Source organism: Acidovorax sp. LjRoot118 (genome assembly GCF_964253575.1).
In the GTDB taxonomy this organism is placed as follows: Bacteria; Pseudomonadota; Gammaproteobacteria; order Burkholderiales; family Burkholderiaceae_C; genus Acidovorax.
In genome coordinates this window covers 1335845-1358905 of sequence record NZ_CAXURB020000001.1, presented here as the reverse complement: position 1 = coordinate 1358905, position 23061 = coordinate 1335845, and the positions used below count along the sequence as shown (strand labels likewise).

Sequence of the window (23061 nt, the reverse complement as noted above, 5' to 3'; positions counted from 1 at the left end):
GCGGTCAGCCCGGGGTTCCGAAGCCTCCACCCCCGGGGGTGTGGATTTCGAACACATCGCCGGGCTGCATCTGCGCTTGGCCAATGTGGTCCAGAGCTTCCACCTTGCCATTGGCCCGCACCACCTTGTTGACGCCCACGGCCCCCGGCGAGCCGCCGGCCATGCCGAAAGCACCGTGGTGGCGGCCATTGGAGAGGATGCTGGCCGTCATGGGCTCCAGGAAGCGCACGCGGCGCACACCGCCGTCACCGCCCGCCCAGCGCCCCGCGCCGCCCGAGCCCTTGCGGATCTCGTAGCCTTCCAGGCGCACGGGGAAGCGGAACTCCAGCACCTCGGGGTCGGTCAGGCGCGAGTTGGTCATGTGGCACTGCACCACGCTCGTGCCGGCAAAGCCGTCCACCAGCGTGCCTGAGGCATCCCATACGCCGCCGGCACCGCTGCCGCCCGAGATGGTCTCGTAGTACTGGTAGCGCTCGCTGCCGAAGGTGAAGTTGTTCATGGTGCACTGCCCCGCCGCCATCAGGCCCAGCGCGCCATAAAGGGCGTTGGTGATGCAGGTGGAGGTCTCCACGTTGCCTGCGACCACCGACGCCGGCGGATTGGGGTTGAGCATGGAGCCCTGCGGGATGATGACCTTGAGCGGCTTCAGACACCCTGCGTTGAGCGGAATGTCGTCCTGCACCAGGGTGCGGAACACGTAGAGCACGGCCGCCATGCACACCGCCGTGGGCGCATTGAAGTTGTGCGTCTGCTGCGCGCTGGTGCCCGTGAAGTCGATCTCGGCGCTGCGGTTCTTGGCATCCACACGCACGGCAACGGTGATTTGCGAGCCATTGTCCAGCGGCAAGGTGAACTGGCCATCCTTCAGGCGCGTGATCACGCGGCGCACCGATTCCTCGGCGTTGTCCTGCACATGGAGCATGTAGGCCTGCACGACATCGAGGCCGAACTCGCTCACCATGCGGCGCAGCTCCTGCTGGCCCTTTTCGTTGGCGGCGATCTGCGCGCGCAGGTCGGCCATGTTCTGCTGGGGGTTGCGCGAAGGGTACTCGCCGCTCTCGAGCAGCGCGATCATCTCGGCCTCGCGCAGCACGCCGCGCTCGACCAGCTTCACATTGTTGATCTGCACGCCCTCTTCCTCAATGCGCGTGGAGAACGGAGGCATGGAGCCCGGCGTGATGCCACCCACGTCCGCATGGTGGCCGCGGCTGCCCACGTAGAAGGTGGGCTCGGCTTCTTCACCGATATAGACCGGCGTGATCACCGTGATGTCGGGCAGGTGCGTGCCGCCGTGGTACGGGTCGTTGAGCACGTACACGTCACCCGGCTGCATGCGGCCGGCGTTGTCGCGGATCACGGTCTTGATGCTCTCACCCATGGAGCCGAGGTGCACCGGCATGTGCGGGGCATTGGCGATCAGGTTGCCCGCCCTGTCGAACAGTGCGCAGCTGAAATCCAGGCGCTCCTTGATGTTGACCGAGTAGGCCGTGTTCTGCAACTGCAGGCCCATCTGCTCGGCGATGTTCATGAACAGGTTGTTGAACACTTCGAGCAGCACCGGGTCCACCGTGGTGCCTACGGCGTGCTGCACGGCACGCGCCACGCGGCGCTCCAGCAGCAGGTGGTCCAGGTCGGTGAGCTGCGCCTCCCAGCCGGGCTCGACGATGGTGGTGGCGTTCTTCTCGGCAATGATGGCCGGGCCGGGGATCACGTCGCCGGGGCGCAGGTCCTCGCGCACCACCAGGGCGGCGTCGTGCCAGGCGGCCACGCCGTCGGTGCCGCCGGTGTACATGCGCACCGTGCTGCGGCGCGGCACCTCGCGCGCGGGCTGCAGGGCATACCGCGGCTCCTCGGGCGCATCGCCGGGCACCACGGCCTCGACCGACACGGCCTCCACCACCAGGCCCTTGCCTTGCATCAGGAAAGCAAAACGCTGGCGGTACGCAGCCTCGAAGCTGGCTGTGATGGCCTCGATGCCGCCAAATGGAACAATCAAAGCAGAGTCGCTGCCCTCATAGCGCACATGCACGCGCCGATGCACCGTGGCAGTGCCGTCGCCGGCCTGCTGCTCCAGTTCGGAGCGCGCGGCCGTGGCCAGGCGCTCCAGCGTGGACTCGATGCCCGCCAGGGCCTCGGGTGCCAGCTTGCACTCCACTGCCTGCTCGCGTATCACGTTCTGGTCCGCCAGACCCATGCCGTAGGCGCTGAGCACGCCCGCCAACGGGTGTACGAACACACGCGTCATGCCCAGCGCATCGGCCACCAGGCAGGCGTGCTGCCCACCCGCCCCGCCAAAGCACTGCAGGGTGTAGCGCGTCACATCGTAGCCGCGCGCCACCGAGATTTTCTTGATCGCATTGGCCATCTGCTGCACGGCGATCTGGATGAAGCCGTGGGCCACATCTTCTGCGGCACGGCCCGTCTGGCCAGACAGGTCGGCGAACTTCTGCACGACCGCGTCGCCATCGAGCGCCTCATTGGCCCCATGGCCGAACACGCGCGGAAAGTGCGCGGGCTGGATCTTGCCGACCATCACGTTGGCATCGGTCACGGCCAGCGGGCCACCACGGCGGTAACTGGCCGGGCCGGGGTTGGCACCGGCACTCTCAGGGCCCACGCGAAAGCGTGCGCCATCGAAGCCGAGGATGGAGCCGCCGCCCGCCGCCACGGTGTGGATGCTCATCATGGGCGCACGCATGCGCACGCCGGCCACCTGGGTCTCGAACTCGCGCTCGAACTCCCCCGCATAGTGGCTCACGTCGGTGGACGTGCCGCCCATGTCGAAGCCGATCACGCGCTGGTGCCCGGCCAGGCCGGCCGTGCGTGCCATGCCCACGATGCCGCCAGCCGGGCCCGAGAGGATGGCGTCCTTGCCCTGGAAGGCATGCGCGTCGGTCAGCCCGCCCGAAGACTGCATGAAGAACAGCGGCACGCCCGGCATCTCGCTGGCCACCTGCTCCACATAGCGGCGCAGGATGGGCGAGAGGTAGGCATCGACCACCGTGGTGTCGCCGCGGCTCACCAGCTTCATCATGGGGCTGGTGGCGTGCGATGCGCTCACCTGCGTGAAGCCGGCTTCGCGCGCCAGGCGGGCGGCGGCTTCTTCGTGTGCGGTGTAGCGGTAGCCGTGCATGAACACCACGGCCGCACTGCGCAGGCCGGCGTCATAGGCGGCCCACAGGCGCTCCTTCAGGTGCGCCTCGTCCAGCGCCTCGATCACCTCGCCATGCGCGCCCATGCGCTCCTGCGCCTCGATCACGCGGGTGTACAAGAGCTCGGGCAGCACGATGTGGCGGTCGAACAGGCGCGGGCGGTTCTGGTAGGCGATGCGCAGCGCATCGCGAAAGCCCTTGGTCGTGATCAGGAGCGTGGGCTCGCCCTTGCGCTCGAGCAGCGCATTGGTGGCCACCGTGGTGCCCATCTTCACGCACTCCACCACCTCGGGCGTCACCGGCTCGCCCGCCTTCAGGCCCAGCAGGTGGCGGATGCCGGCCACGGCCGCGTCCTTGTACTGCTCGGGGTTCTCGGACAGCAGCTTGTGCGTGACCAGACTGCCGTCGGGCCGCTTGCCGACCACATCGGTGAAAGTGCCCCCGCGGTCGATCCAGAACTGCCAGCGTGCGGGGTGGGTGGAGGCGGAAGATGCCATCGTCATGAAGCCTGTGTGTAGAAAGGAATGAACAACCGGGTGGCGTCGTTACCGACGGTGCGCACCCATTCGCGTGAAAAACGTTCGCCCAGGCGGCCGATCTCGCGGCCCAGGTCCAGCGACAGGCGCTCGACGGCCATGCCATGGGACTTGAGGTCGCCCACGGCATTGCGCAGCGCCGCCTCGCTCATGGTCCAGCCCCGGTCCTCGGCCACCTTGGCCGAGTCCAGCAGCCCCTTGCGCGCCGCGGGAGACAGCGCATCCATGGCCTTCTTGCTGGCGAAAACCATGTTCTTTGGAATCCAGGCATTGAGCTCGTAGTAGAACTTGGCGTGCGTCCACACCTGGCTTTCGGCCCCGGTGGCCGACGACGTGATCATGGCTTCGATCTGGCCCGAGGCCAGGGCCTTGGGAATGTCGGCCGTGGCCACATCCACCGGTGTGGCGCCGAGCAGCTCGGCAATGCGCACCGTCGTGGCGTTGTAGGTGCGCATCTTCAGGCCCTGAAAGTCTGATTTGGTGCGCACCGGCTTGACCGAGAACAGGCCCTGCGGCGGCCAGGCCACGGCATACAGCGGCACCAGCCCCTTGGCGGCCAGAGCCGTCTCAATCAGCGGCGCCTGGTACTGCCACAGGCGCCGCGCATCCTTGTAGGTAGACAGCACGAAGGGCACCGAGTCGGCCCCGGCCAGGGGCACGTCCTTGACGATGCCAGCCATCAGCACTTCGCCTGCCTCGGCCTTGCCCGACTGCACCGCCCCGAAGATCTCGGGCAGCTTGACCAGGCTGTTGTTGGAATGCACGGCGATGGCCAGTTCCCCGCCCGAGGCCTTGCCCACGTCCTGTGCGAAAAGTTCCGCATTCTGGGTGTAGAAGGTTTCCGGCTTGTAGCCGGTGGCCAGCTTCCATTGCACCGCGGCGCGCGCACCCACGCCCACCAGACCCAGACAACCGCCCAATACGGTGGCACCTGCGCCACCCAGCCAATCACGTCGCTGCACAGACATACATGCTCCCTTGAAGTGGATGAACATGCACCACCACAGCGCACACGGCCATCACAGGGATGCCGCCGAACGTGCTGCCTGGTCGTACATGCCCGAGAGCACACGCAGCAAACGGGCCAGCTCGCCGATGTCGCGGTTCAGGGCATCGTCGGCATGCAGCGCATCTATCAGGCAGCGCTCGCGGATCTCGCGGTAGCGCTGTACGTAAGCCCGGCCCACATCGGTGGCCGCATAGGTCACCTCCTTGCCGTTCTTCTGCGAGGCCACCACGCCCAGGTTCTGCAGCTTTTTCAAAGCGTAGTTCACCAGGTGTGTGTCTTCCACGTTCATGATGAAGCAGATGTCGGCCAGGCGCTTGTCACGCGCCCGGTGCGTCACATGGTGCAGCACCACCACATCCAGCGGTGTCAGGTCCTTGAGGCCCGCTGCCGACATGCAGTGCACCACCCAGCGGTGGAACGCGTTGCCCGCGACGATGAGCCCGAACTCGAACTCGCTCATTTCCGCGCTCTGCGCAGACACCAGGTGCGCTGACGAGACGATGGGGCCGGAATCGCCCTTGGCCCGGGCCGCAGGTTTCATGGAAAGCGCCTTTGCAGAAGTCGAAACTGGCACGGGATGTGCATGCACTCATTGTAGGCAAGTCACCAATGATTTGTTGGCAATTTGTCAACGTTCAGGCAAACACCTATGCCGTAACGATTTGCTTCCTATACAGTGGCATACCCCCGTTTTCTACCTTGCGGAGCTATCAATGAAGCGTCGAATCCTTCCCCTCACCGCGCTGGCCCTGGCCTGTTCCCTGTTCGTGCCTGCGGCTTTCGCACAGACCAAGTGGGACCTAGCTGCCGCCTACCCGGCCACCAACTTCCACACAGAGAACATGATGCAGTTGGCCAGCGATGTGGACAAGGCCACAGGCGGCAAGCTCAAGATCACCGTGCATGCCAACGCAGCGCTGTTCAAGGCCCCTGAAATCAAGCGCGCCGTGCAAGGCGGCCAGGCACAGATGGGCGAGATTCTGCTGGCCAACTTCCAGAACGAATGGCAACTCTTCGGTGTCGATGGTCTGCCCTTCCTGGCCGACAGCTACGACGAATCCAAGAAGCTCTACGCCGCGCAAAAACCCTTCCTTGAAAAGAAACTGGGCGAGCAGGGCATGACGCTGCTGTACGCCGTGGCATGGCCACCCCAGGGCATCTACACGAAAAAGCCCCTGGCCAGCGCTGCCGACCTGAAGGCCATCAAGTGGCGCGCCTACAGCCCGGCCACCGCGCGCATCGCCGAACTGGTGGGTGCACAGCCAGTCACCGTGCAGGCCGCAGAGTTCTCGCAGGCACTGGCAACCGGTGTGGTCGAATCGACCATGACCTCCGGTGCCACCGGCGTGGACAGCAAGCTCTACGAACACCTCAAGTACTACTACGACACCCAGGCCTGGTTGCCCAAGAACGCCGTGCTGGTGAACAAGAAGGCCTTCGACGCGCTGGACAAGCCTACCCAGGATGCCCTGCGCAAGGCTGGGGCCGATGCCGAGACGCGCGGCTGGGCCGCCAGCGCCAAGGTCAACACGGACACCCTGGCCAAACTCAAGGCCAGCGGCATGGAAGTGCTGCCCCCGGCTGCGCAGCTCAAGTCCGACATGTCCAAGGTGGGCGACACCATGCTCAAGGAGTGGCTGGAAAAGGCCGGGCCTGACGGCAAGGCCCTGATCGACGCGTACCGCAAGTAAGCACGACGCCAACATGCGCCGACTGCTTGATTTCGTGTACGACAGCGGCGCCGCCCTGGCGGCGCTTTTCATGGTTGGATTGCTTGGAATGGTGCTGCTGTCCATCGTCAGCCGCCAGCTGCATTTCCACGTTCCCGGGGCCGATGCCTATGCCGGCTACCTCATGGCCGCTTCGGGCTTTCTGGCACTGGCTCACACGCTCAAGCGGGGCGAGCACATCCGCGTGACCTTGCTGCTCAACGCGCTCAAGGGCAAGGCAAAGAAGGCCTTCGAGATCTGGGCGCTGGCCATCGCCTGCCTGCTGGCGCTGCTGTTTGCCGCGTACAGCTGCAAGCTGGCCTGGCAGTCCCACGAGTTCCACGACATATCCACCAGCAACGATGCCACTCCACTGTGGATCCCCCAGATTGCCATGGCCCTGGGCACCGTGATCCTGGCCATCGCCTTCATCGACGAGCTGGTGCTCGAGATCCTGGACAGGCGCAGCCAGGCATCGCCTGGCGAAGCCCTGCGAAATGAATGACACAAAGCCGCCTCCATCATGAGTGATATCGCCATTACCGGCCTGTTGGTTCTTTCGCTGTTCCTGATCCTGGGCAGCGGGGTCTGGATCGGACTCACGCTGTCCGGCGTGGCCTGGATCGGCATGCAACTGTTCGCCGCACGCCCTGCGGGCGACGCGATGGCCGTGACCATCTGGGGGTCGGCATCGAGCTGGACACTGACTGCCCTGCCCCTTTTCATCTGGATGGGCGAAATCCTGTTCCGTACCCGGCTGTCGCAAGACATGTTCAAGGGCCTTGCGCCCTGGGTCCAGTCGCTGCCGGGCCGTCTGCTGCACACCAACGTGGTGGGCTGCACCATCTTTGCGGCAGTATCCGGCTCCAGCGCCGCCACCTGCGCCACCATCGGCAAGATGACGCTGCCCGAGCTCACGCGACGGGGCTACCCGGAGAAGATGGTCGTAGGCACGCTGGCGGGCGCCAGTACCCTGGGGTTGCTGATCCCGCCATCGATCATCATGATCGTCTACGGCGTATCGGCCGAGGTCTCGATCTCGCAGCTGTTCATCGCGGGGGTATTCCCGGGCATTCTGCTGGCGGCCCTGTTCTCGGGCTACATCATGGTGTGGGCGCTGCGCAATCCCGACCAGGTGCCCGCTGCGGACAAAAAGATGACCTTCATGGAGAAGCTCTCGGAGTCGCGCAGCCTGATTCCGGTGGTGCTGCTGATCGCAGCGGTGCTGGGGTCCATCTACACCGGCTTTGCCACCGCCACCGAAGCCGCCGCCGTGGGCGTGGTCGGCTCGCTGGTGCTCTCTGCGGTACAGGGCTCCATGGGTTGGAGCACCTTCAGGGATTCGCTCATGGGGGCCACGCGGCTGTACTGCATGATCGCGCTGATCCTCGCGGGTGCTGCCTTCCTGACGCTGTCCATGGGCTACATCGGGCTGCCCCGGCACCTGGCCGAATGGATTGCATCCCTGGGCCTGAACAAGGCCCAACTGATCGCGGCGCTGGCCGTGTTCTTCATCATCCTGGGCTGCTTCCTGGACGGCATCTCGATGGTGGTGCTGACCATGGGCGTGCTCATGCCCACGGTACAGGCGGCCGGCATTGACCCCATCTGGTTCGGCATCTTCGTCGTGCTGGTGGTGGAGATGGCTCAGATCACGCCGCCGGTGGGCTTCAACCTGTTCGTGCTGCAGGGCATGACCAATCGCCAGTTACCCTGGATCGCCAAGACGGCCATGCCGATGTTCCTGCTCATGTGCGGAGCCGTGGCGCTGATCTACATCTTCCCGGGCATCGTCACCTGGTTGCCGCAGCAGATGGCAACGACGCGCTGAACGACGCGCAGCGGCACAGGCGTGCCGCTGCCGCTGGTACATTGGCGCCATGCTGCCCATTCTTGCCATCTGTATCGGTGCCAGCCTGGGCGCGCTGGCCCGCTGGCGCCTGGGCCTGTGGCTCACCACAGGCACCTCCCTTCTGCCCTGGGGCACGCTGGCGGCCAACCTGGTGGGCGGCTACCTCATCGGCGTGGCCGTGGCGGTGCTCCAGGCCCTGCCGCAGCTTGATCCGGCCTGGCGCCTGGCCCTGGTCACGGGCTTCCTGGGCGGGCTCACCACGTTCTCCAGCTTTTCGGCCGAGGTGGTGGCCATGCTGATGCAGCAGCGCTATCTGCTGGCACTGGGCACCACAGGCCTGCATGTCGCGGGCTCCCTGGCACTCACGGTGCTGGGCATCCAGAGCGCCACCTGGTTTCTGGCCCAGCGCGCCTGATCCGCCAGGTCTGCCTTGCAGGCGGGTCGGATTTCCTCACAAAAGAGCGACCCTGCACCGGAAACTGCCATGGAACCTCGGCACAATGGCCCCATGGACGCCAATACCCAACTCAACGAGAGCCGCCTGGCCGATGCCTGGGCCGAACTGCAGACCCATGCCTCCCAAGGCAATCCGCTGCATGCCGATGCCTACCGCCTGGCGTTTGCCGACCCCGAATTTTTGTTCCGCCGCGAGACGCGCGGCATCCGCTTCCAGCTGGAGATGCTCAAGCCCGACCTGGGCCAGGCCGCACAGGGCATCGAGAGCACCGTGGTGGTCTATGGCAGCGCCCGCTTCGTTGCCCCCGACGAGGCGGCCGAACAGCTGACCGCAGCCGAGGCCAGCGGCGACGAGGCCCTCATTGCCAAGGCCCGGCAGGCCGTGCGCAATGCGCGCTACTACGACCTGGCGCGCCAGTTCGCCCGCCTGGTGGCCGAACACAGCGAACGCAATGCGCCGGCCGACCGTATCTATGTCTGCACCGGCGGCGGCCCCGGCATCATGGAAGCCGCCAACCGCGGTGCCCACGACGTGGGTGCGCTCAACGTCGGACTGAACATCGCCCTGCCCCACGAGCAGAGCGGCAACCGCTTCATCTCGCCCTCGCTGTGCTACAAGTTCCACTACTTCGCACTGCGCAAGATGCATTTCATGATGCGTGCCAAGGCGCTGGTGGCCTTCCCTGGCGGCTTCGGCACGCTGGACGAGTTGTTCGAGGTGCTGACCCTGGTGCAGACCGGCAAGGCCAAGCCCGTGCCCATCGTGCTCTTCGGCACCGACTACTGGAAGCGCCTGGTCAACTTTGACGTGCTGGTGGAAGAAGGCACGATCTCGGAGCAGGACCTGAAGCTCTTCCACTACACCGATGATCCCCAGGAAGCCTGGGACCTGATCAAGGCGTTCTACAAGATCTGACCTCCCCCTCTCACCACCGAAACGGTATCCATCAGCGTATCGGTGTCGGGGCGGGTGGAGCCGGAGGCAGCAGGATCACGCCAGGCGGCAGCACGAAGATGGGGACGGTGGTCGTCGGCGGTGGCGTCACCGGCCTGGGGGGCGTGGTCGTCGGCGGCGTGGTGGTTCCAGGCGTCGTGCCCCCCCCCGTGGCGGGCGGCGGCGTGGGGACCTGCGTGGTAGGCGGCGGCGGTGGCGGCACCACCCCGGGAGGTGGTATCGGAACCGGCACAGGCGTGGGAGCAGGAACCGGCACGGGCACCGGTGCAGGGGGCGGCACTGGAACGGGGGCCGGTGGTGGTGCAGGAGTTGGTGGGGGTGGTGGCGGTAGTGGCACCACCGGATCGACCGGAGGTGGCACAACCGGAGGCGCTGGTGGTGGCGGAGGCACTGGCGGCGGCGGAATCACGAACACGCTGGTGCGGTGGCCATCGCCACCCAACTGATCGCCCGCCATCTGCGGCAGGGGCAGCGCGGGCAAGGGCAGCAGTGCGCGCGTGTTCGTGTACACCGGCAGCTTCTGGCTGGACAGCACCAGCACCGCCTCGCCGGCCTTCACGCCGACACAGCCAGCCTCGGTACAGACCTCGATTTCGTCCTGTTCGCCAGCCACCGTGAGCTGGCCCTGCGCATTGAAGCCCACCAGGAAGGCCGAGCCCCGGATGCCCACCACGGCCGTGGGCGTGATGACCTTGTAACTACCCGGGTTGCGCTTGCCGATCAGGCCCGTGATCGCTCGCATGCCGCCGCGCAGCAAGGTCACCGCAAAGCCGTCCTGCGCCACGTCGCCACTGTCGGAATACCGGGTCACGGTGAACTGCGAATCCGGGTACAGCGCCACCAGGCCGCCGTCGCTGAAGCGGATCTGGGCCCGCCCCGCACTGCCGGTGAGGAGCACATCGCCAGCGTCCACTTCGGCGCCCTTGGCCACGCCGCTGGTGGCATCGCCCCGGCGCAGGCTGACCTCGCCGGTGGCAAACTGCACCAGGCCGGCCGCAGCCAGGCCCGATGCCGGCCAGGCGGCCACCATGGCCATGAGCAGGGCGATACGGGACAGGCGAGGTTCGGTTTTCATGAAGCACCTCCTTTTTCTTTCTGCTTTACCCGACCCATGAAACTGGCGAGCCATAGGCCAGTGCCGCCGTGCAAGGGCCGCCCCGCCGCAGGGGCGGCGTCCCCCTGGGGGGAAGGCGCGAAGCGACTCAGGGGGGCCATCTAGAACTCGCGCCGAACGGTGACGGACCAGATGCGCCGCCGGTACTCCGACACGGGCAGCGTGGAATCGTTGTGCGTGCCGGTCCACTGCGGCGTGATGCGCCAGGCCGTGGTGGGAACCCATGACACCCCCAGCGAGGCATTCACCTGCCGGTCACGCCGCACCACAGCGAAGAACGGGTCGGCCGCGCCATAGCGGCGCCGCTCCCAGTCGAGGTTGGCGAACAGCGCCCAGTTGCGGGCCAGCGCCAGTTGCCCGCCCGCACGCACGCCCACCAGCCGGTGGCCCAGGTAGTCCACACCGGCCGCGTCGGGCTCCTCGCGCCCGCCGTGCACGCCCGCATAGGCCACGCTGCCTTCGCGGAACACGTGGGCATACGTGGTACCCAGCACCGTACGCTGCACGTCGCGCAGCGGCTGCGTGGGGTAGTGCAGGCGCGCCGACTGCACAAAACTGCCCCACTGCCGAAAGCCATCGAGCCGGTAGATCCACTCGCCCAGCACCCCGCCGATGCTGCGCAGCCGCGTGCCATCCAGCGCATAGTAGGCGCCCTGCCCCTGCACGATCAATTCGTGGCGTTCCGAGCGCCAGGACACACCTGCGCTGGCATCGAACTGGTCGGAATCGAATGCGCCAGCCCCGCCCTCGTTGCGGCGTGGCGTACCCGCCGCCGCGCCGACCAGGGACCAGCGCGCGTCCATCACGTAGCGCCCGCGCACCGCCACCAGCGCCGCCAGGAAATCGGTCGACCGCGCCAGGGCCGAAGGCGCCAGCGTCCATGCCGGCGTGCCCGGCACCGGAGACGGGAGCAGCATCGATGCCGGCCCGGCGTTCACGTTCGAATCGTGGCCCAGCGCCAGCTCGGCATAGCCCTTGAGGCTGGAGCCGCCATCGCTTGCGGCCCGGTCGTAAGAGACCAGGAACTGGTCGATGCTGAGTGCGGCATCCACCGGGATGCCCTGTGCCCGGGCCAGGTCGGACAGGGCCAGCACACCGCGCTGGTCCCCCACGGCATACAGGGCGCGGGCCAGTGCCACCTGCGCGGCCATGTTGTCCGGCTGTGCGGCCACCACGCGCTCCCAGGCCATCACGGCGCGGCTGTACTGGCCTGCGGCATGGGCGGCGCTGCCCATCGCGGCATCGAAGGCGGGGTCGCCCGCGCGGGCCGCCTCCTGCGCATCGAGCAGGTCAAAGGCCTCGCGCGTAGACCCACGTTGCACCAGGGCTGACGCCTGGTCGATCAGCGCGTCGGCCTGCGCCGCCACCACGGGCGCCAGCCACAGCAGGGATGAGAGGGCCAGCGGCCCCGCGCCACAGCGGGCGAGACGAAAAACACCCATGGGAAGTCTCCTCATGCGGGTTGGGCGTCTTGCCCCGAGAGAGCCGCAAGGCCACCAGGCCGGCACCCCAAAGTTGGGCCGGCCATGCAGCTTTTTGCAAACCATGTGAGCAGACGCTACCGAAATCTACTCCGATTTCAGCCGCAAATGCGTTTTTTTACAAAAGCGCCGCCATCAGTGCACCGCCTGCGGCTTGCCCATGTTCCAGGCCAGGCGCGCACCGGCCCCCACAGCGGCGCCCACCACCCAGAACACCCCGCCCACGCCGATCACGGCACCGGCGGTGCCAAACAGCATGGGCATGAGCACGCTCGATGCGTTGATGGCCATGAGGCGCAGGCCCAGCGCCTCGCCATGGCGGTGGGAGGGCGTGATCTGGTGCAGCAGGCTCATCACCATGGGCTGCACCGAACCCAGCGCAAAACCCAGCAGCACCGAGCACACGCCCATGGTGAGCGCGGTGGGCATCACCGGGTACACCGCAAACAGCGCCGCCGTGGCGACCATGGCCACGGCCACCACCACGCGCTCGCGCAGGTGCTCGGCCACCAGGGGCATCAGCACGCGGATGGCGGCGGCTGCAATCGCGAACGCCCCCAGGATGGAGCCGATGACCGATGCCGACAGGCCGCGCTCATGCCCGATCAGCGGCACCACGAAGGTGTGCACGTCCCAGCACGAGGAGAGGATCCAGTTGACGATGAGCAGGCGCCGGAACGGCACCTCGTTCATCAGGTCCCAGGCGCGCTGGGGCGGGCCACCGGCCGCGGCGATCACCGGCGGCAGCTCCACCGTGTCGCGCACCCAGAACCAGGTGGCCAGCGGCAGCAGCGCCATGAGGGCGAATGCGGCGCGGTAGCCCTGGGTGTCGCCAGCGATGACGCCTGCATGGTCGATCATGAGCCCGGCGCAGAACGGCCCGATGAAGTTGGACACTGCCGGCCCGATGGCCAGCCAGCTGAACACCTGCTTGAGCGCCGTGGCATCGTGCGCGGCGCGCCCCACATGGCGCTGCAGCGCAATGGTGGCCGCGCCCGTGGCGCCCCCGGTGGCCAGTGCCGCCAGGCACAGCACGGGGAACACCGGGAACACCAGCGCGGCTGCAGCGCCCGCAGTGGCCACGGCTACAGCATAGCCCACCGGGCGCTTGAGGCCATGGCGGTCGGCATAGCGGCCGGCCGGCAGCGCCAGGAACACCTGGGTGAGCGCGAACAAGGCCAGCAGCACCCCCACGGCGGCGGCGCTGTATCCTTCGCGCAGGGCCAGCAAGGGGGCGGCCAGGCGCATGCCCGCCATGCAGGCGTGCACGCAGATCTGGCCGGCGATCAAGCGGGCCAGCGCCGCGTTCACAGCAGGTCGTCCTGCGCGTCAGCCGCAGACATCGGGGGCCGCAGCTTGGGCACGGCGCCTGCCACGTCGGGTGCAGGCAGGTCCTGCACGTCGCGCAGGCGCTTCTGGATGGCGCGGGTGCGCACACCCACTTCTTCAAAGCGCTTGGCGGCCGAGTCGATGGACTTCTTGGTCGCCTCCACCACGTCGCCGAACTTGGCGAACTCGGTCTTGACCATGCCCAGCAGGCTCCAGACCTCGGACGAGCGCTTTTCGATGGCCAGCGTCTTGAAGCCCATCTGCAGGCTGTTGAGCATGGCCGCCAGGTTGGCCGGGCCGGTGATCATCACACGGCAGTCGTTCTGCAGCGCTTCCACCAGGCCGGGGCGGCGGATGACCTCGGCGAACAGGCCCTCGGTAGGCAGGTAGAGCACGGCGAAGTCGGTGGTGTGCGGGGGCGAGACGTACTTGGCGAAGATCTTCTTCGCCTCAAGCTTGATCGAGGCCTCGAAGGCGTTGCCGGTCGAGGCAATGAGCCCCTTGTCGGCCGCGTCCTGCGCATCCATCAGGCGCTGGTACTGCTCCACCGGGTACTTGGAGTCGATGGGCAGCCACACCGGGTGCTCGTCGCTCTTGCCCGGCAGGCGGATGGCGAACTCCACCAGGTCGTCGCTGCCCGGCACGGTCTTCACGTTGCGCGCGAACTGGTCGGGCGTGAGCACGTTCTCGATGATGGCGCCGAGCTGCATTTCGCCCCAGGTGCCGCGCGACTTCACGTTGGTCATCACGCGCTTGAGGTCGCCCACACTGCCGGCCAGGGTCTGCATCTCGCCCAGGCCCTTGTGCACCTGCTCCAGGCGGTCGCTCACCAGCTTGAAGGATTCGCCCAGGCGCTGCTCCAGCGTGGCGTGCAGTTTTTCGTCCACCGTGCGGCGCATCTCTTCGAGCTTGGTGGAGTTGTCGGCCTGGATGGCAGCCAGGCGCTCGTTGAGCGCATTGCGCAACTGCTCGGCATTGGTCTGGCTGCCCTGCAGCATGCCCGTGAGCTGCTGCGAGACGGCGTCCTGCAGCACCGAGAACTGGTGGCGGATCTGGTTGCCGTTGGCTTCAAGCTGGTCCTTGAGCGCGCCGGACATGGTGCCCAGTTGGCTCTGGATGTCGCCCTTGAGCGAGTCGAGCGTGGTGCGCGTGGCCAGGGTCAGCGCCTCGAAGCGCTCCTGGATGCGCTTTTCGAACAGCACCCCGCTCTCGGCCATGGCTTCGCGCGACTTGACGCTCTCGGCCGCCAGCCCGGCCGTGGTGGTGGTGAGCTCGGTGCGAAAACCGGTGAGCGTGTCCGACAGCTCCTTGCGCGCCACGGCCGAATCGGCCTGACCCTGCGCCAGGTTCGCCAGCAAGGCCTTGCTGCTTTCTTCCAGCCGGCCAGCCACGGACTGCTGCAGCCCGTCGAAGCGCTTGGCCAGTTGCCCCTCGAACACGCCGAACGCGGCCAGCAGCTCGGCGCGGCCATTGCGCGACTCGGTCACGGCCTGGGCCAGGCGCTCGTCCACAGCGTGGCGCACGGTCTCCAGCGTGGCCTGGGTGGTCTGGGTGAAGCCACGCATCTGCTGGGCCAGGGCTTCCATGGCCCCGTCGTTGCGGGCCACGGCCAGTTGCGTGGCCTGGGCCGTCTGCTCCAGCGCCTGCAGGCGGGCGGCCAGCTCGGGCGGCAGATCGATGCGCGGGCGGCGCAGCAGCACGAGCACCAGCAGCAACAGGACAAGGGCCAGCGCGGCCAGCAGGATGAGGGTGTCGGTAGTCAAAAAAGAAGCCTGGCTAGGAGATTGCGCACCGATGCGGTGCGCGGTGGCAGGCGGCTATTGTGTATGCAAAAACGGATCAGCGTGCGCGTAGCACAGGGGTGTTGACAGGGGTCAGCGGTGCCCCGGCTTCGAAGAAGGCGATCAGGTTGTCCGCCGCCAGATTGGCCATGGCACGGCGCGTGGGCACGGTGGCGCTGGCGATGTGCGGGGTGAGCACCACATTGGGCACGGTGAGCAGGTCCGGGTGCACGCCGGGCTCGCCCTCGAAGACGTCGAGCCCCGCTGCTGCGATGCGCTGCTCGCGCAGGGCCACGGCCAGGGCCGCGTCGTCGACGATGCCGCCGCGCGCAATGTTGATCAGCGTGGCCGTGGGCTTCATCAGCGCCAGCTCTGCCGCACCGATGGTGTGGTGCGATGCCGGCGTGTAGGGCACCACCAGCACCACGTGGTCGGCCGTGCGCAGCAACTCTTCCTTGTCCACGTAGCGGGCCCTGCATTCGGCCTCCAGCTCGTCCGACAGGCGCGATCGGTTGTGGTAGACCACGTTCATGCCAAAGCCGTGCGCGCCGCGGCGCGCGATGCCCTGGCCGATGCGGCCCATGCCGATGATGCCGAGCGTGCTGCCGTGGATGTCCGAGCCCGAGAACATGTCGTAGCTCCACTTGGTCCACTGCCCGGCGCGCAGGTAGTGCTCGCTCTCGGTCATGCGGCGTGCGGTGGCCATCAAGAGCGCAAAGCCGAAGTCCGCCGTGGTCTCTGTCAGCACATCGGGCGTGTTGGTGCCCTGCACGCCCGCAGCCGACATGGCCTCCACGTCGAAGTTGTTGTAGCCCACGGCCATGTTGGCCACGACGCGCAGGCGCGGCGCGGCGGCCAGCAGCCCCGCGTCGATGCGCTGGCTGCCGGTGGTGAAGGCGCCGTCCTTGTCGGCCAGGCGCTCGGCCAGCTCGGCCGGGGTCCAGATCACGTCCTCGGGGTTGTCCTGCACCTCGAAGTGCTGGCGCAGGCGCTCGACGATGTCAGGAAAGATCGCGCGGGCGACCAGGATGCGGGGCTTGCTCATGAAAGTTCGATCTCCAGATCAGCGGAACCAGATGAAGGTCATCAGAATGAACAGCGGCACCAGGATGCTGCCCGACCACAGCATGTAGCCGAAGAAGCTGGGCATCTTCACGCCCCGGTCTTCGGCAATCGCCTTGACCATCATGTTGGGCGCGTTGCCGATGTAGGTGTTGGCGCCCATGAACACCGCGCCCGCCGAGATGGCGGCCAGCGTGGGTGCCAGGGTGGTCATGAGCACGGCCGGGTCGCCCCCGGCGGTGTTGAAGAACACCAGGTAGGTGGGCGCGTTGTCCAAAAAGGAGCTGAGCGCCCCCGCAGCCCAGAAGTACATGGCCGGGTCGGGCGAGCCGTCGGGCCGCGTGACGGCCGAGACGATGGCGCCGAACGGGCCGTTGACGCCCGCCTTGAGCATGGCGATCACCGGGATGATGGTCAGGAAGATGCCCGCAAACAGCTTGGCCACCTCCTGCATCGGGCCCCAGCCGAACTGGTTGTCCTCGTGCACCTTGGCGGGGGTCAGCCTGAACGACACCAGCGCCACGATGACCAGGCCGACATCACGCACCAGCCCTGGCAATCCGACCTCGGCGCCGGCAACCGTCCAGGCCACGGGCGACTTCCAGAAGCCGCTCGCCAGCACCAGGGCCACCACCACGCCGAGCAGCACGAAGTTGAGCTTGCCGTCGAAACCGATGGCCCGGCTGTCGGGCGTGGGGTCGGCCGGCAGCAACTCCTCGCGCCGGTGGTAGTACCAGGAATCGAGGGCGTAGAAGATGGCCAGCAGTGCGCCCACCAGGAACAGGGTCTCCGGGAAGATATGGCTGACCGTCCAGAAGAAATCCACGCCCTTGAGGAAGCCCAGGAACAGCGGCGGGTCCCCCAGCGGCGTAAGCGAGCCGCCCGCGTTGGAAACGATGAAGATGAAGAACACCACCACATGCGCCACATGCTTGCGGTTGTCGTTGGCGCGGATCAGCGGGCGGATCAGCAGCATCGACGCACCCGTGGTGCCCATGAAGCTGGCCAGCACCGCGCCGATGGCCAGGATGGCGGTGTTCAGCCCCGGGCTGCCGTGCAGGTTGCCGCGGATGTAGATGCCGCCGGACACCGTGTACAGCGCCGTCAGCAGGATCACGAACGGGATGTACTCGGCCACCAGCGCATGCACCAGGCTGATGCCTGCGGCCGGGGCACCGAACATCACGGCAAACGGCGCCAGAAAGGCCAGCCCCCACGCGGCCGCCACCTTGCCAAAGTGGTGGTGCCAGAAACTGGGCGCCAGCAAGGGCATGAGGGCGATGGACAGCAGCAGGCCGGCAAACGGAACACCCCACAGCACGGACAAGGCGCTGCCATCGATGTCGGCCGCCATGGCCATGCCCGGCAGCGCGGCAAGGCCCGCAAGGGCCAGCCAGCGTGAAATCTTCATACGCATAACTCCATCAACTCAAAAATCGGGGTGCGCCGCTGGCGCAGAGCGGTCAGGCGCTGGCGGGAATGTCGAACACCTGGCGCAGATAGGCCAGGTACTTCTCGTCATCGCACATGCCCTTGCCGGGCGTGTCGGAGAGCTTGGCCACGGGCTGGCCGTTGCACTGCGTCATCTTGATCACCACCTGCAGCGGCTCGTGCTCGGGCGGGCTGCCCAGGTCGTTGGTCAGGTTGGTGCCGATGCCGAAGGCCAGCTGGCAGCGGCCACGGAACTGCTGGTACAGCTCGATGGTGCGCGGCACGGTGAGCGCATCGCTGAAGATCAGCGTCTTGGTCAGCGGATCCACGCGGTTCTTGCGGTAGTGGTCCAGCAGGCGCTCGCCCCAGGCAAACGGGTCGCCGCTGTCGTGGCGCGCGCCATCGAACAGCTTGCAGAAATACAGGTCGAAGTCGCGCAGGAAGGCGCTCATGCCATACACGTCGGACAGGGCGATGCCCAGGTCGCCCCGGTACTCCTTGGCCCACACCTCGAAGCCGAAGACCTGGCTGTCGCGCAGGCGCGGGCCCAGCGCCTGGCAGGCCTGCAGGTACTCATGCGCCATGGTGCCCAGCGGCGTCACGCCCAATTTCATCGCATACAGCACATTGCTGGTGCCGGCGAACTGGCCGGGCCCCACGGGCGCACCGGGCCGGCGGTCGCCCGTGCCCAGACGCGCACACAGCACGCGCAGCACTTCCTCGTGCCAGGCGCGGCTGAAACGCCGGCGCGTGCCGTAATCGGCGATCTTGAGCTCCGACAGGCCATCGGCCTGCAGCTGGGCGATCTTGGTGTCCAGGCGGCGGCGGCCTTCGGGGAAATTGGGCACCTTCTGCGTGTTGCGAAAGTAGACCTCGTTGACGATGGCCAGCACCGGGATCTCGAACAGGATGGTGTGCAGCCAGGGCCCGCGGATGGTGATCTCGATCTCGCCGTTGTGCTGCGGCGTGATGGTGATGTACTTCTCGTTCAGGCGGAACAGCCCGAGAAAGTCCACGAAGTCGCTCTTGATGAAGCGCATGGAGCGCAGGTAGGCCAGCTCGGCGTCCTGGAAATGCAGGCTGCACAGCGAGCGGATCTCGTCGCGGATCTCGTTGGCATACGGCGCCAACTGCACGCCGGGGTTGCGGCACTTGAAGCGGTACTCGACCTGCGCCCCGGGGAATTGGTGCAGCACCACCTGCATCATCGTGAACTTGTACAGGTCGGTGTCGAGCAGGCTGGTGATGATCATTGTCGAAGCGGGCCGTGGCAGATGGCCCAAGGAGCGCCGCCAGTCAGGGGCAGCAAAGCCACAAAGTGTAGGCCATCGGGCGCCTTGCTGCAGGGCATGGCCGCCCGGGGTTTGCGCCTATGGACGGACGGCCTGGATCATCCAGCCACCTGCAGTGCCTGCAACACCTGGCGCAGCGCTTCGGGCACCGGCACCGGGCGGCGCGTTGTGCGGTCCACGTATACGTGGATGAAGTGCCCTGCCGCAGCGCAGAGCGGCTCGCCTTCGGCGAACAGCCCCACCTCGTAGCGCACGCTGGAGCCCCCCAGCCGTGCCACGCGGATGCCCGCCTCCACCGTCTGCGGGAAGGCCAGCGGCGCGAAGTAGTTGCACTGCGTCTCGATCACCAAGCCAATGGTGGTGCCGGCGTGGATGTCGAGCACGCCCTGCTCGATCAGGTGCGCGTTCACCGCCGTGTCGAACCAGCTGTAGTACACGACGTTGTTCACATGGCCGTAGACATCGTTGTCGGCCCAGCGGGTGCTGATGGAGCGGAAGGCGCGGTAGGCGCTGCGCGGCTGCGGTGCGGGCCGCGGGGGGGCGGCGCAAGAAGCGGTATCGGTCATGGTCAAACAGAGGGTTGCAAGAAATTCTGCCAGCGTTGCTGGTACTGGTGGGCCACGCGCCAGGTGGTGAGCTGGGCCTGCACGGTGTCGGCAATGTCCGTGCCGTAGCCCCCCGCCATGGCAAAGGCCACGGGCACGCGGCGCTGCCAGGCCCAGTCGAACACGCGCCGGTCACGCGCCTCCAGCCCGTCGTGGCTGATGTGCAGGCGCCCCAGGCGGTCGCCCACATGCGGGTCGGCCCCGGCCAGGTAGAGCACCAGGCCGGGCGCAAAGCGCTGGTCCAGCGTGTCGAGCGCCTGCTCCAGCGCAGCCAGGTAGTCGTCGTCGCCACAGCCGTCGGGCAGCTCCACGTCCAGGTCGCCCGCTTCCTTGCGGAACGGGAAGTTGCGCGCGCCGTGCAGCGAGAGGGTGAACACCGAGTCGTCGCCCTGGAAGATGCGCGCCGTGCCATTGCCCTGGTGCACATCGAGGTCGATCACGGCCACGCGCAGCGGCAGCGGGTTGGCGCCCATGGCCGAGGCGGCGCGCGCATGCTCGTCCTGCATCAGCCGCGCAGCCACGGCCATGTCGTTGAAGACGCAAAAGCCGCTGCCCTTGTCGGCATAGGCGTGGTGCGTGCCGCCGGCCAGGTTGCCCGCGATGCCCCCGCCCACGCCACCAGCCATGGCCACGCGGCAGGCGGCGATGGTGGCGCCCACCGAGCGGCGCGCGCGCTCGGCCATGGCCGCGCTCCAGGGAAAGCCGATCTCCCGCTGGGCGGGCGCCGGCAAGGTGCCGTTGGCAATGGCGTCGATATAGCCCGGCGCGTGGGCCAGGGCCAGCTCGCTGTCGGTCGCAGGCGGCGCCACCTGCAGCGCCACGCCGGGCAGGTGCGCAGCCACGGCGTCGCGCAACAGGCGGTACTTGGCCATGGGAAAACGGTGCCCCTCGGGCAGCGGCAGCACAAATTGGTCTGCGTAATAGGCATGCATGACGCCATTGTGGCAACGGCGGCGGTGTTGGGGTGTCACCTCTAAATTGCTGCATCGCAACAAAAAGCACTTGCAATCATCCACCAAGTCCCTAAAATTCAACCCATGCTGCACTGCAACATGACTCACCAGGTCAACGACAGCGCAGATTGTCTGTAAACCACCTCGGCCCCCCGGGCCTTATTTTTAGGAGATATGACATGTCGCTGACCGCTGAACAAATTCTGGCATCCCACAAGGCCAACATCGAAACCCTGTTTGGTCTGACCACCAAGGCTTTCGAAGGCGTCGAAAAGCTGGTTGAACTGAACGTGACCGCTTCGCGCGCTGCCCTGTCGGAAGCCTCCACCCACACCCAGGCTTTCCTGGGCGTGAAGGACGCACAAGAACTGCTGGCCCTGCAAGCCGGCCTGTTCCAGCCCCTGGCTGAAAAGACCGCTGCCTACAGCCGTCACCTGTACGATATCTCTTCGGGCACCGCAGCCGAATTCGGCAAGGCTATCGAATCGCAAGCTGCTGACGCTCAAAAGAGCTTCACCAACCTGGTCGACAGCGCTGCCAAGAACGCCCCTGCCGGTTCCGAAACCGCCGTGGCCGTGATGAAGAGCGCCGTCTCTGCTGCCAACAACGCGTTTGAATCGGTGCAAAAGGCCGTCAAGCAAGCGTCGGACGTGGCCGAAGCCAACTTCAACGCCGTGGCCAGCACCGCTGCCAACGCCGCGAAGACCGCTGCTCCCCGCAAGCGCTAAGCCATCCATCGCGTCTGGAGTGCAGACTCTAGGCGCAACGCAGGGATTACCCTGATAATTCAACCCATGGCCCGGAACACAGTTCGGGGCCCCCAGTTGTCTCCTTGGATCCTCTCGAAACCCCCGTTTCCTGGATCCAATTCAAAGCCCGGTTACCCCCGGGCTTTTTTTTGCCTGGGTTGCTCCTCATTTGATAGCATTCAGGCGGCCTGCGATTTCGCTTGCCATGGATGGATCCACGCCCGTGGGGCACGGTATCAAATCCATCCCTCCCCCTTGGTTTTATTAAGAATAATTCGCGTTTGTTTTATCATCGCACCGTCGTTACACCTCGAAAGATGCATTCCATGTCGAAGACCGTGAAAGCCCTGCTGACCGCCTGCGCACTGGCCGCAGCCGCTGGCGCCGTATCTGCCCAGGAGCAGGTGGTGAACCTGTACTCGGCGCGCCACTACTCCACGGACGAAGCGCTGTACACCGGCTTCACCAAGGCCACGGGCATCAAGATCAACCGCGTGGACGCGGACGACGCCGGCATCCTGGCGCGCCTGAAGGCCGAGGGCACCGCCTCCCCCGCCGACGTGATCCTGCTGGTGGATGCTGCGCGCCTGTACAAGGGCGAGGTCGATGGCCTGTTCCAGCCCATCCAGTCCAAGGTGCTGAGCGACGCCATTCCCGCCAATCTGCGCAGCATGCCTGCGGCCGATGGCGGCATTGCCTGGTTCGGCCTGTCCACCCGCGCCCGCGTGATCGTCTACAACAAGGTCAAGGTGCAAAAGGAAGACGTGGACACCTACGAGGAACTGGGCGACCCCAAGAACAAGGGCAAGCTGTGCATCCGCTCGGGCTCGCACCCTTACAACCTGAGCCTGTTCGGCGCCGTGACCGAGCACATGGGCGAGCAAAAGGCCGAGGCCTGGCTCAAGGGCATGGTGGGCAACCTGGCCCGCGCCCCCAAGGGTGGCGACACCGACCAGATCAAGGCCGTGGCATCGGGCGAATGCGATATCGCCGTCACCAACAGCTACTACCTGGCGCGCATGATGCGCTCGGGCAAGCCCGAAGACGTCGCCGTGGTCAACAAGGTGGGCGTGGTGTTCCCCAACCAGCAATCGTGGGGCACGCACCTGAACATCGCCGGCGGCGCCGTGGCCAAGAACGCCAAGAACCGCGACAACGCCATCAAGTTCCTCGAGTACCTGGCCAGCGCCGAAGCGCAGAACTACTTTGCCAATGGCAACAACGAGTGGCCTGCCGCCAAGGGCCTTCACATCGACAACCCGGCGCTCAAGGCCATGACCGGCAATGCCCCGTTCAAGAGCGAGACCATCCCGATCAGCGCCGTGGGCGCCAACGTGACCAAGGTGCAGCAGATGCTGGACCGCGTAGGCTTCCAGTAAGAGCGGCTAAAAAACTCTTCTGGCGTCGTTGCCGCGTCTTGTCGTACTACTCGTACTGCCTGCGACGCAGCGCCTAGCCAGAACCGCTTCGCTGAGTTTTGTTATCCGCTCCGAGCCGATCATGCCGGCTCACAGCACTCTCAGAAAAGCCCGGTAGCACCCGGGCTTTTTTTGCGTTCATAATTGACGTTTACGTTAACGTCAATCTCAGGAGAC

Annotated in this window: 19 protein-coding genes; 7 read left to right on the top strand and 12 right to left on the bottom strand. The window is 66.5% G+C overall.

The features are described 5' to 3' along the window. Positions 1-4 precede the first annotated feature (4 nt). Genes ACSQ9E_RS06370 through ACSQ9E_RS06360 form a run of 3 tightly spaced genes read right to left on the bottom strand, consistent with a single transcriptional unit; the run spans position 5 to position 5238 of the window. Positions 5-3649, bottom strand: coding sequence for a hydantoinase B/oxoprolinase family protein (locus ACSQ9E_RS06370; RefSeq protein WP_436217214.1), 3645 nt, complete (start codon positions 3647-3649; stop codon positions 5-7). Positions 3650-3651: 2 nt separating this feature from the next. Then, on the bottom strand, positions 3652-4656 hold the full coding sequence (locus tag ACSQ9E_RS06365) for a TRAP transporter substrate-binding protein (RefSeq protein WP_436217213.1): 1005 nt from the start codon (positions 4654-4656) through the stop codon (positions 3652-3654). Between the two features lie 51 nt (positions 4657-4707). Then, entirely contained in the window at positions 4708-5238 is a 531-nt protein-coding gene (locus ACSQ9E_RS06360; RefSeq protein ID WP_057205885.1) for a winged helix DNA-binding protein, read from the bottom strand. 172 nt (positions 5239-5410) lie between these two features. Here ACSQ9E_RS06360 and ACSQ9E_RS06355 point away from each other — a divergent pair, with 172 nt between their 5' ends. The 5 genes from ACSQ9E_RS06355 (at position 5411) to ACSQ9E_RS06335 (ending at position 9630) form a co-directional block, all read left to right on the top strand. After that, positions 5411-6388 (top strand): TRAP transporter substrate-binding protein, encoded by a 978-nt coding sequence (locus ACSQ9E_RS06355; protein WP_436217212.1) that lies wholly within the window; start codon positions 5411-5413, stop codon positions 6386-6388. Positions 6389-6401: 13 nt separating this feature from the next. After that, a complete protein-coding gene (locus ACSQ9E_RS06350; RefSeq protein WP_436217211.1) occupies positions 6402-6911 on the top strand; it encodes a TRAP transporter small permease in 510 nt (169 codons plus the stop codon). Between the two features lie 18 nt (positions 6912-6929). Then, on the top strand, positions 6930-8237 hold the full coding sequence (locus tag ACSQ9E_RS06345; protein WP_436217210.1) for a TRAP transporter large permease: 1308 nt from the start codon (positions 6930-6932) through the stop codon (positions 8235-8237). A 49-nt stretch (positions 8238-8286) separates the two neighbouring features. Next, a complete protein-coding gene (gene crcB, locus ACSQ9E_RS06340) occupies positions 8287-8673 on the top strand; it encodes a fluoride efflux transporter CrcB (protein ID WP_057205875.1) in 387 nt (128 codons plus the stop codon). 93 nt (positions 8674-8766) lie between these two features. Next, positions 8767-9630: a TIGR00730 family Rossman fold protein gene (locus ACSQ9E_RS06335; protein WP_436217209.1), complete on the top strand. Its 864-nt coding sequence runs from the start codon at positions 8767-8769 to the stop codon at positions 9628-9630. A 31-nt stretch (positions 9631-9661) separates the two neighbouring features. Here the strand turns inward: ACSQ9E_RS06335 and ACSQ9E_RS06330 are convergent, their stop codons facing one another. The 9 genes from ACSQ9E_RS06330 to ACSQ9E_RS06290 all read right to left on the bottom strand — a co-directional run bounded on the left by ACSQ9E_RS06330 (position 9662) and on the right by ACSQ9E_RS06290 (position 20696). Continuing rightward, positions 9662-10744, bottom strand: a complete 1083-nt coding sequence (locus tag ACSQ9E_RS06330; protein WP_436217208.1) for a FecR family protein — start codon at positions 10742-10744, stop codon at positions 9662-9664. A 140-nt stretch (positions 10745-10884) separates the two neighbouring features. Further along, positions 10885-12225 carry a surface lipoprotein assembly modifier gene (locus ACSQ9E_RS06325; RefSeq protein ID WP_436217207.1) on the bottom strand — a complete coding sequence of 447 codons (1341 nt, stop codon included), beginning with the start codon at positions 12223-12225 and terminating at the stop codon, positions 10885-10887. 174 nt (positions 12226-12399) lie between these two features. Next, on the bottom strand, positions 12400-13575 hold the full coding sequence (locus tag ACSQ9E_RS06320; protein ID WP_436217206.1) for an MFS transporter: 1176 nt from the start codon (positions 13573-13575) through the stop codon (positions 12400-12402). Then, the gene (gene rmuC / locus ACSQ9E_RS06315; protein ID WP_436217205.1) at positions 13572-15356 is read right to left on the bottom strand and encodes a DNA recombination protein RmuC; all 1785 of its coding nucleotides are present in this window, start codon (positions 15354-15356) and stop codon (positions 13572-13574) included. The genes ACSQ9E_RS06320 and rmuC overlap by 4 nt, the downstream gene beginning before the upstream one ends. Before the next feature lie 76 nt (positions 15357-15432). Further along, positions 15433-16419: a 2-hydroxyacid dehydrogenase gene (locus ACSQ9E_RS06310; protein ID WP_436217204.1), complete on the bottom strand. Its 987-nt coding sequence runs from the start codon at positions 16417-16419 to the stop codon at positions 15433-15435. A gap of 18 nt (positions 16420-16437) precedes the next feature. Then, the gene (locus ACSQ9E_RS06305) at positions 16438-17847 is read right to left on the bottom strand and encodes a sodium:proton antiporter (RefSeq protein ID WP_436217203.1); all 1410 of its coding nucleotides are present in this window, start codon (positions 17845-17847) and stop codon (positions 16438-16440) included. A 52-nt stretch (positions 17848-17899) separates the two neighbouring features. Next, the gene (gene pncB / locus ACSQ9E_RS06300) at positions 17900-19120 is read right to left on the bottom strand and encodes a nicotinate phosphoribosyltransferase (RefSeq protein WP_057205858.1); all 1221 of its coding nucleotides are present in this window, start codon (positions 19118-19120) and stop codon (positions 17900-17902) included. 137 nt (positions 19121-19257) lie between these two features. After that, positions 19258-19725 (bottom strand): acyl-CoA thioesterase, encoded by a 468-nt coding sequence (locus ACSQ9E_RS06295; RefSeq protein ID WP_436217202.1) that lies wholly within the window; start codon positions 19723-19725, stop codon positions 19258-19260. A 2-nt stretch (positions 19726-19727) separates the two neighbouring features. Then, entirely contained in the window at positions 19728-20696 is a 969-nt protein-coding gene (locus ACSQ9E_RS06290) for a histone deacetylase family protein (protein ID WP_436217201.1), read from the bottom strand. Between the two features lie 200 nt (positions 20697-20896). On the opposite strand from ACSQ9E_RS06290, the gene ACSQ9E_RS06285 reads away from it, so the two are divergent. Both ACSQ9E_RS06285 and ACSQ9E_RS06280 read left to right on the top strand, forming a co-directional pair. Beyond that, positions 20897-21445, top strand: coding sequence for a phasin family protein (locus ACSQ9E_RS06285; RefSeq protein WP_057205851.1), 549 nt, complete (start codon positions 20897-20899; stop codon positions 21443-21445). A gap of 347 nt (positions 21446-21792) precedes the next feature. Next, complete coding sequence (locus tag ACSQ9E_RS06280; RefSeq protein ID WP_057205850.1) at positions 21793-22845, top strand: extracellular solute-binding protein; 1053 nt, start codon at positions 21793-21795, stop codon at positions 22843-22845. The last annotated feature ends 216 nt before the right edge of the window (positions 22846-23061 follow it).

Bases quoted from the DNA above. Each gene is read 5' to 3' on its own strand.
- ACSQ9E_RS06370 (WP_436217214.1), bottom strand. From the start codon at position 3,649: ATGGCATCTTCCGCCTCCACCCACCCCGCACGCTGGCAGTTCTGGATC.
- ACSQ9E_RS06365 (WP_436217213.1), bottom strand. From the start codon at position 4,656: ATGTCTGTGCAGCGACGTGATTGGCTGGGTGGCGCAGGTGCCACCGTA.
- ACSQ9E_RS06360 (WP_057205885.1), bottom strand. From the start codon at position 5,238: ATGAAACCTGCGGCCCGGGCCAAGGGCGATTCCGGCCCCATCGTCTCG.
- ACSQ9E_RS06355 (WP_436217212.1), top strand. From the start codon at position 5,411: ATGAAGCGTCGAATCCTTCCCCTCACCGCGCTGGCCCTGGCCTGTTCC.
- ACSQ9E_RS06350 (WP_436217211.1), top strand. From the start codon at position 6,402: ATGCGCCGACTGCTTGATTTCGTGTACGACAGCGGCGCCGCCCTGGCG.
- ACSQ9E_RS06345 (WP_436217210.1), top strand. From the start codon at position 6,930: ATGAGTGATATCGCCATTACCGGCCTGTTGGTTCTTTCGCTGTTCCTG.
- crcB (WP_057205875.1), top strand. From the start codon at position 8,287: ATGCTGCCCATTCTTGCCATCTGTATCGGTGCCAGCCTGGGCGCGCTG.
- ACSQ9E_RS06335 (WP_436217209.1), top strand. From the start codon at position 8,767: ATGGACGCCAATACCCAACTCAACGAGAGCCGCCTGGCCGATGCCTGG.
- ACSQ9E_RS06330 (WP_436217208.1), bottom strand. From the start codon at position 10,744: ATGAAAACCGAACCTCGCCTGTCCCGTATCGCCCTGCTCATGGCCATG.
- ACSQ9E_RS06325 (WP_436217207.1), bottom strand. From the start codon at position 12,225: ATGGGTGTTTTTCGTCTCGCCCGCTGTGGCGCGGGGCCGCTGGCCCTC.
- ACSQ9E_RS06310 (WP_436217204.1), bottom strand. From the start codon at position 16,419: ATGAGCAAGCCCCGCATCCTGGTCGCCCGCGCGATCTTTCCTGACATC.
- ACSQ9E_RS06305 (WP_436217203.1), bottom strand. From the start codon at position 17,847: ATGAAGATTTCACGCTGGCTGGCCCTTGCGGGCCTTGCCGCGCTGCCG.
- pncB (WP_057205858.1), bottom strand. From the start codon at position 19,120: ATGATCATCACCAGCCTGCTCGACACCGACCTGTACAAGTTCACGATG.
- ACSQ9E_RS06295 (WP_436217202.1), bottom strand. From the start codon at position 19,725: ATGACCGATACCGCTTCTTGCGCCGCCCCCCCGCGGCCCGCACCGCAG.
- ACSQ9E_RS06290 (WP_436217201.1), bottom strand. From the start codon at position 20,696: ATGCATGCCTATTACGCAGACCAATTTGTGCTGCCGCTGCCCGAGGGG.
- ACSQ9E_RS06285 (WP_057205851.1), top strand. From the start codon at position 20,897: ATGTCGCTGACCGCTGAACAAATTCTGGCATCCCACAAGGCCAACATC.
- ACSQ9E_RS06280 (WP_057205850.1), top strand. From the start codon at position 21,793: ATGTCGAAGACCGTGAAAGCCCTGCTGACCGCCTGCGCACTGGCCGCA.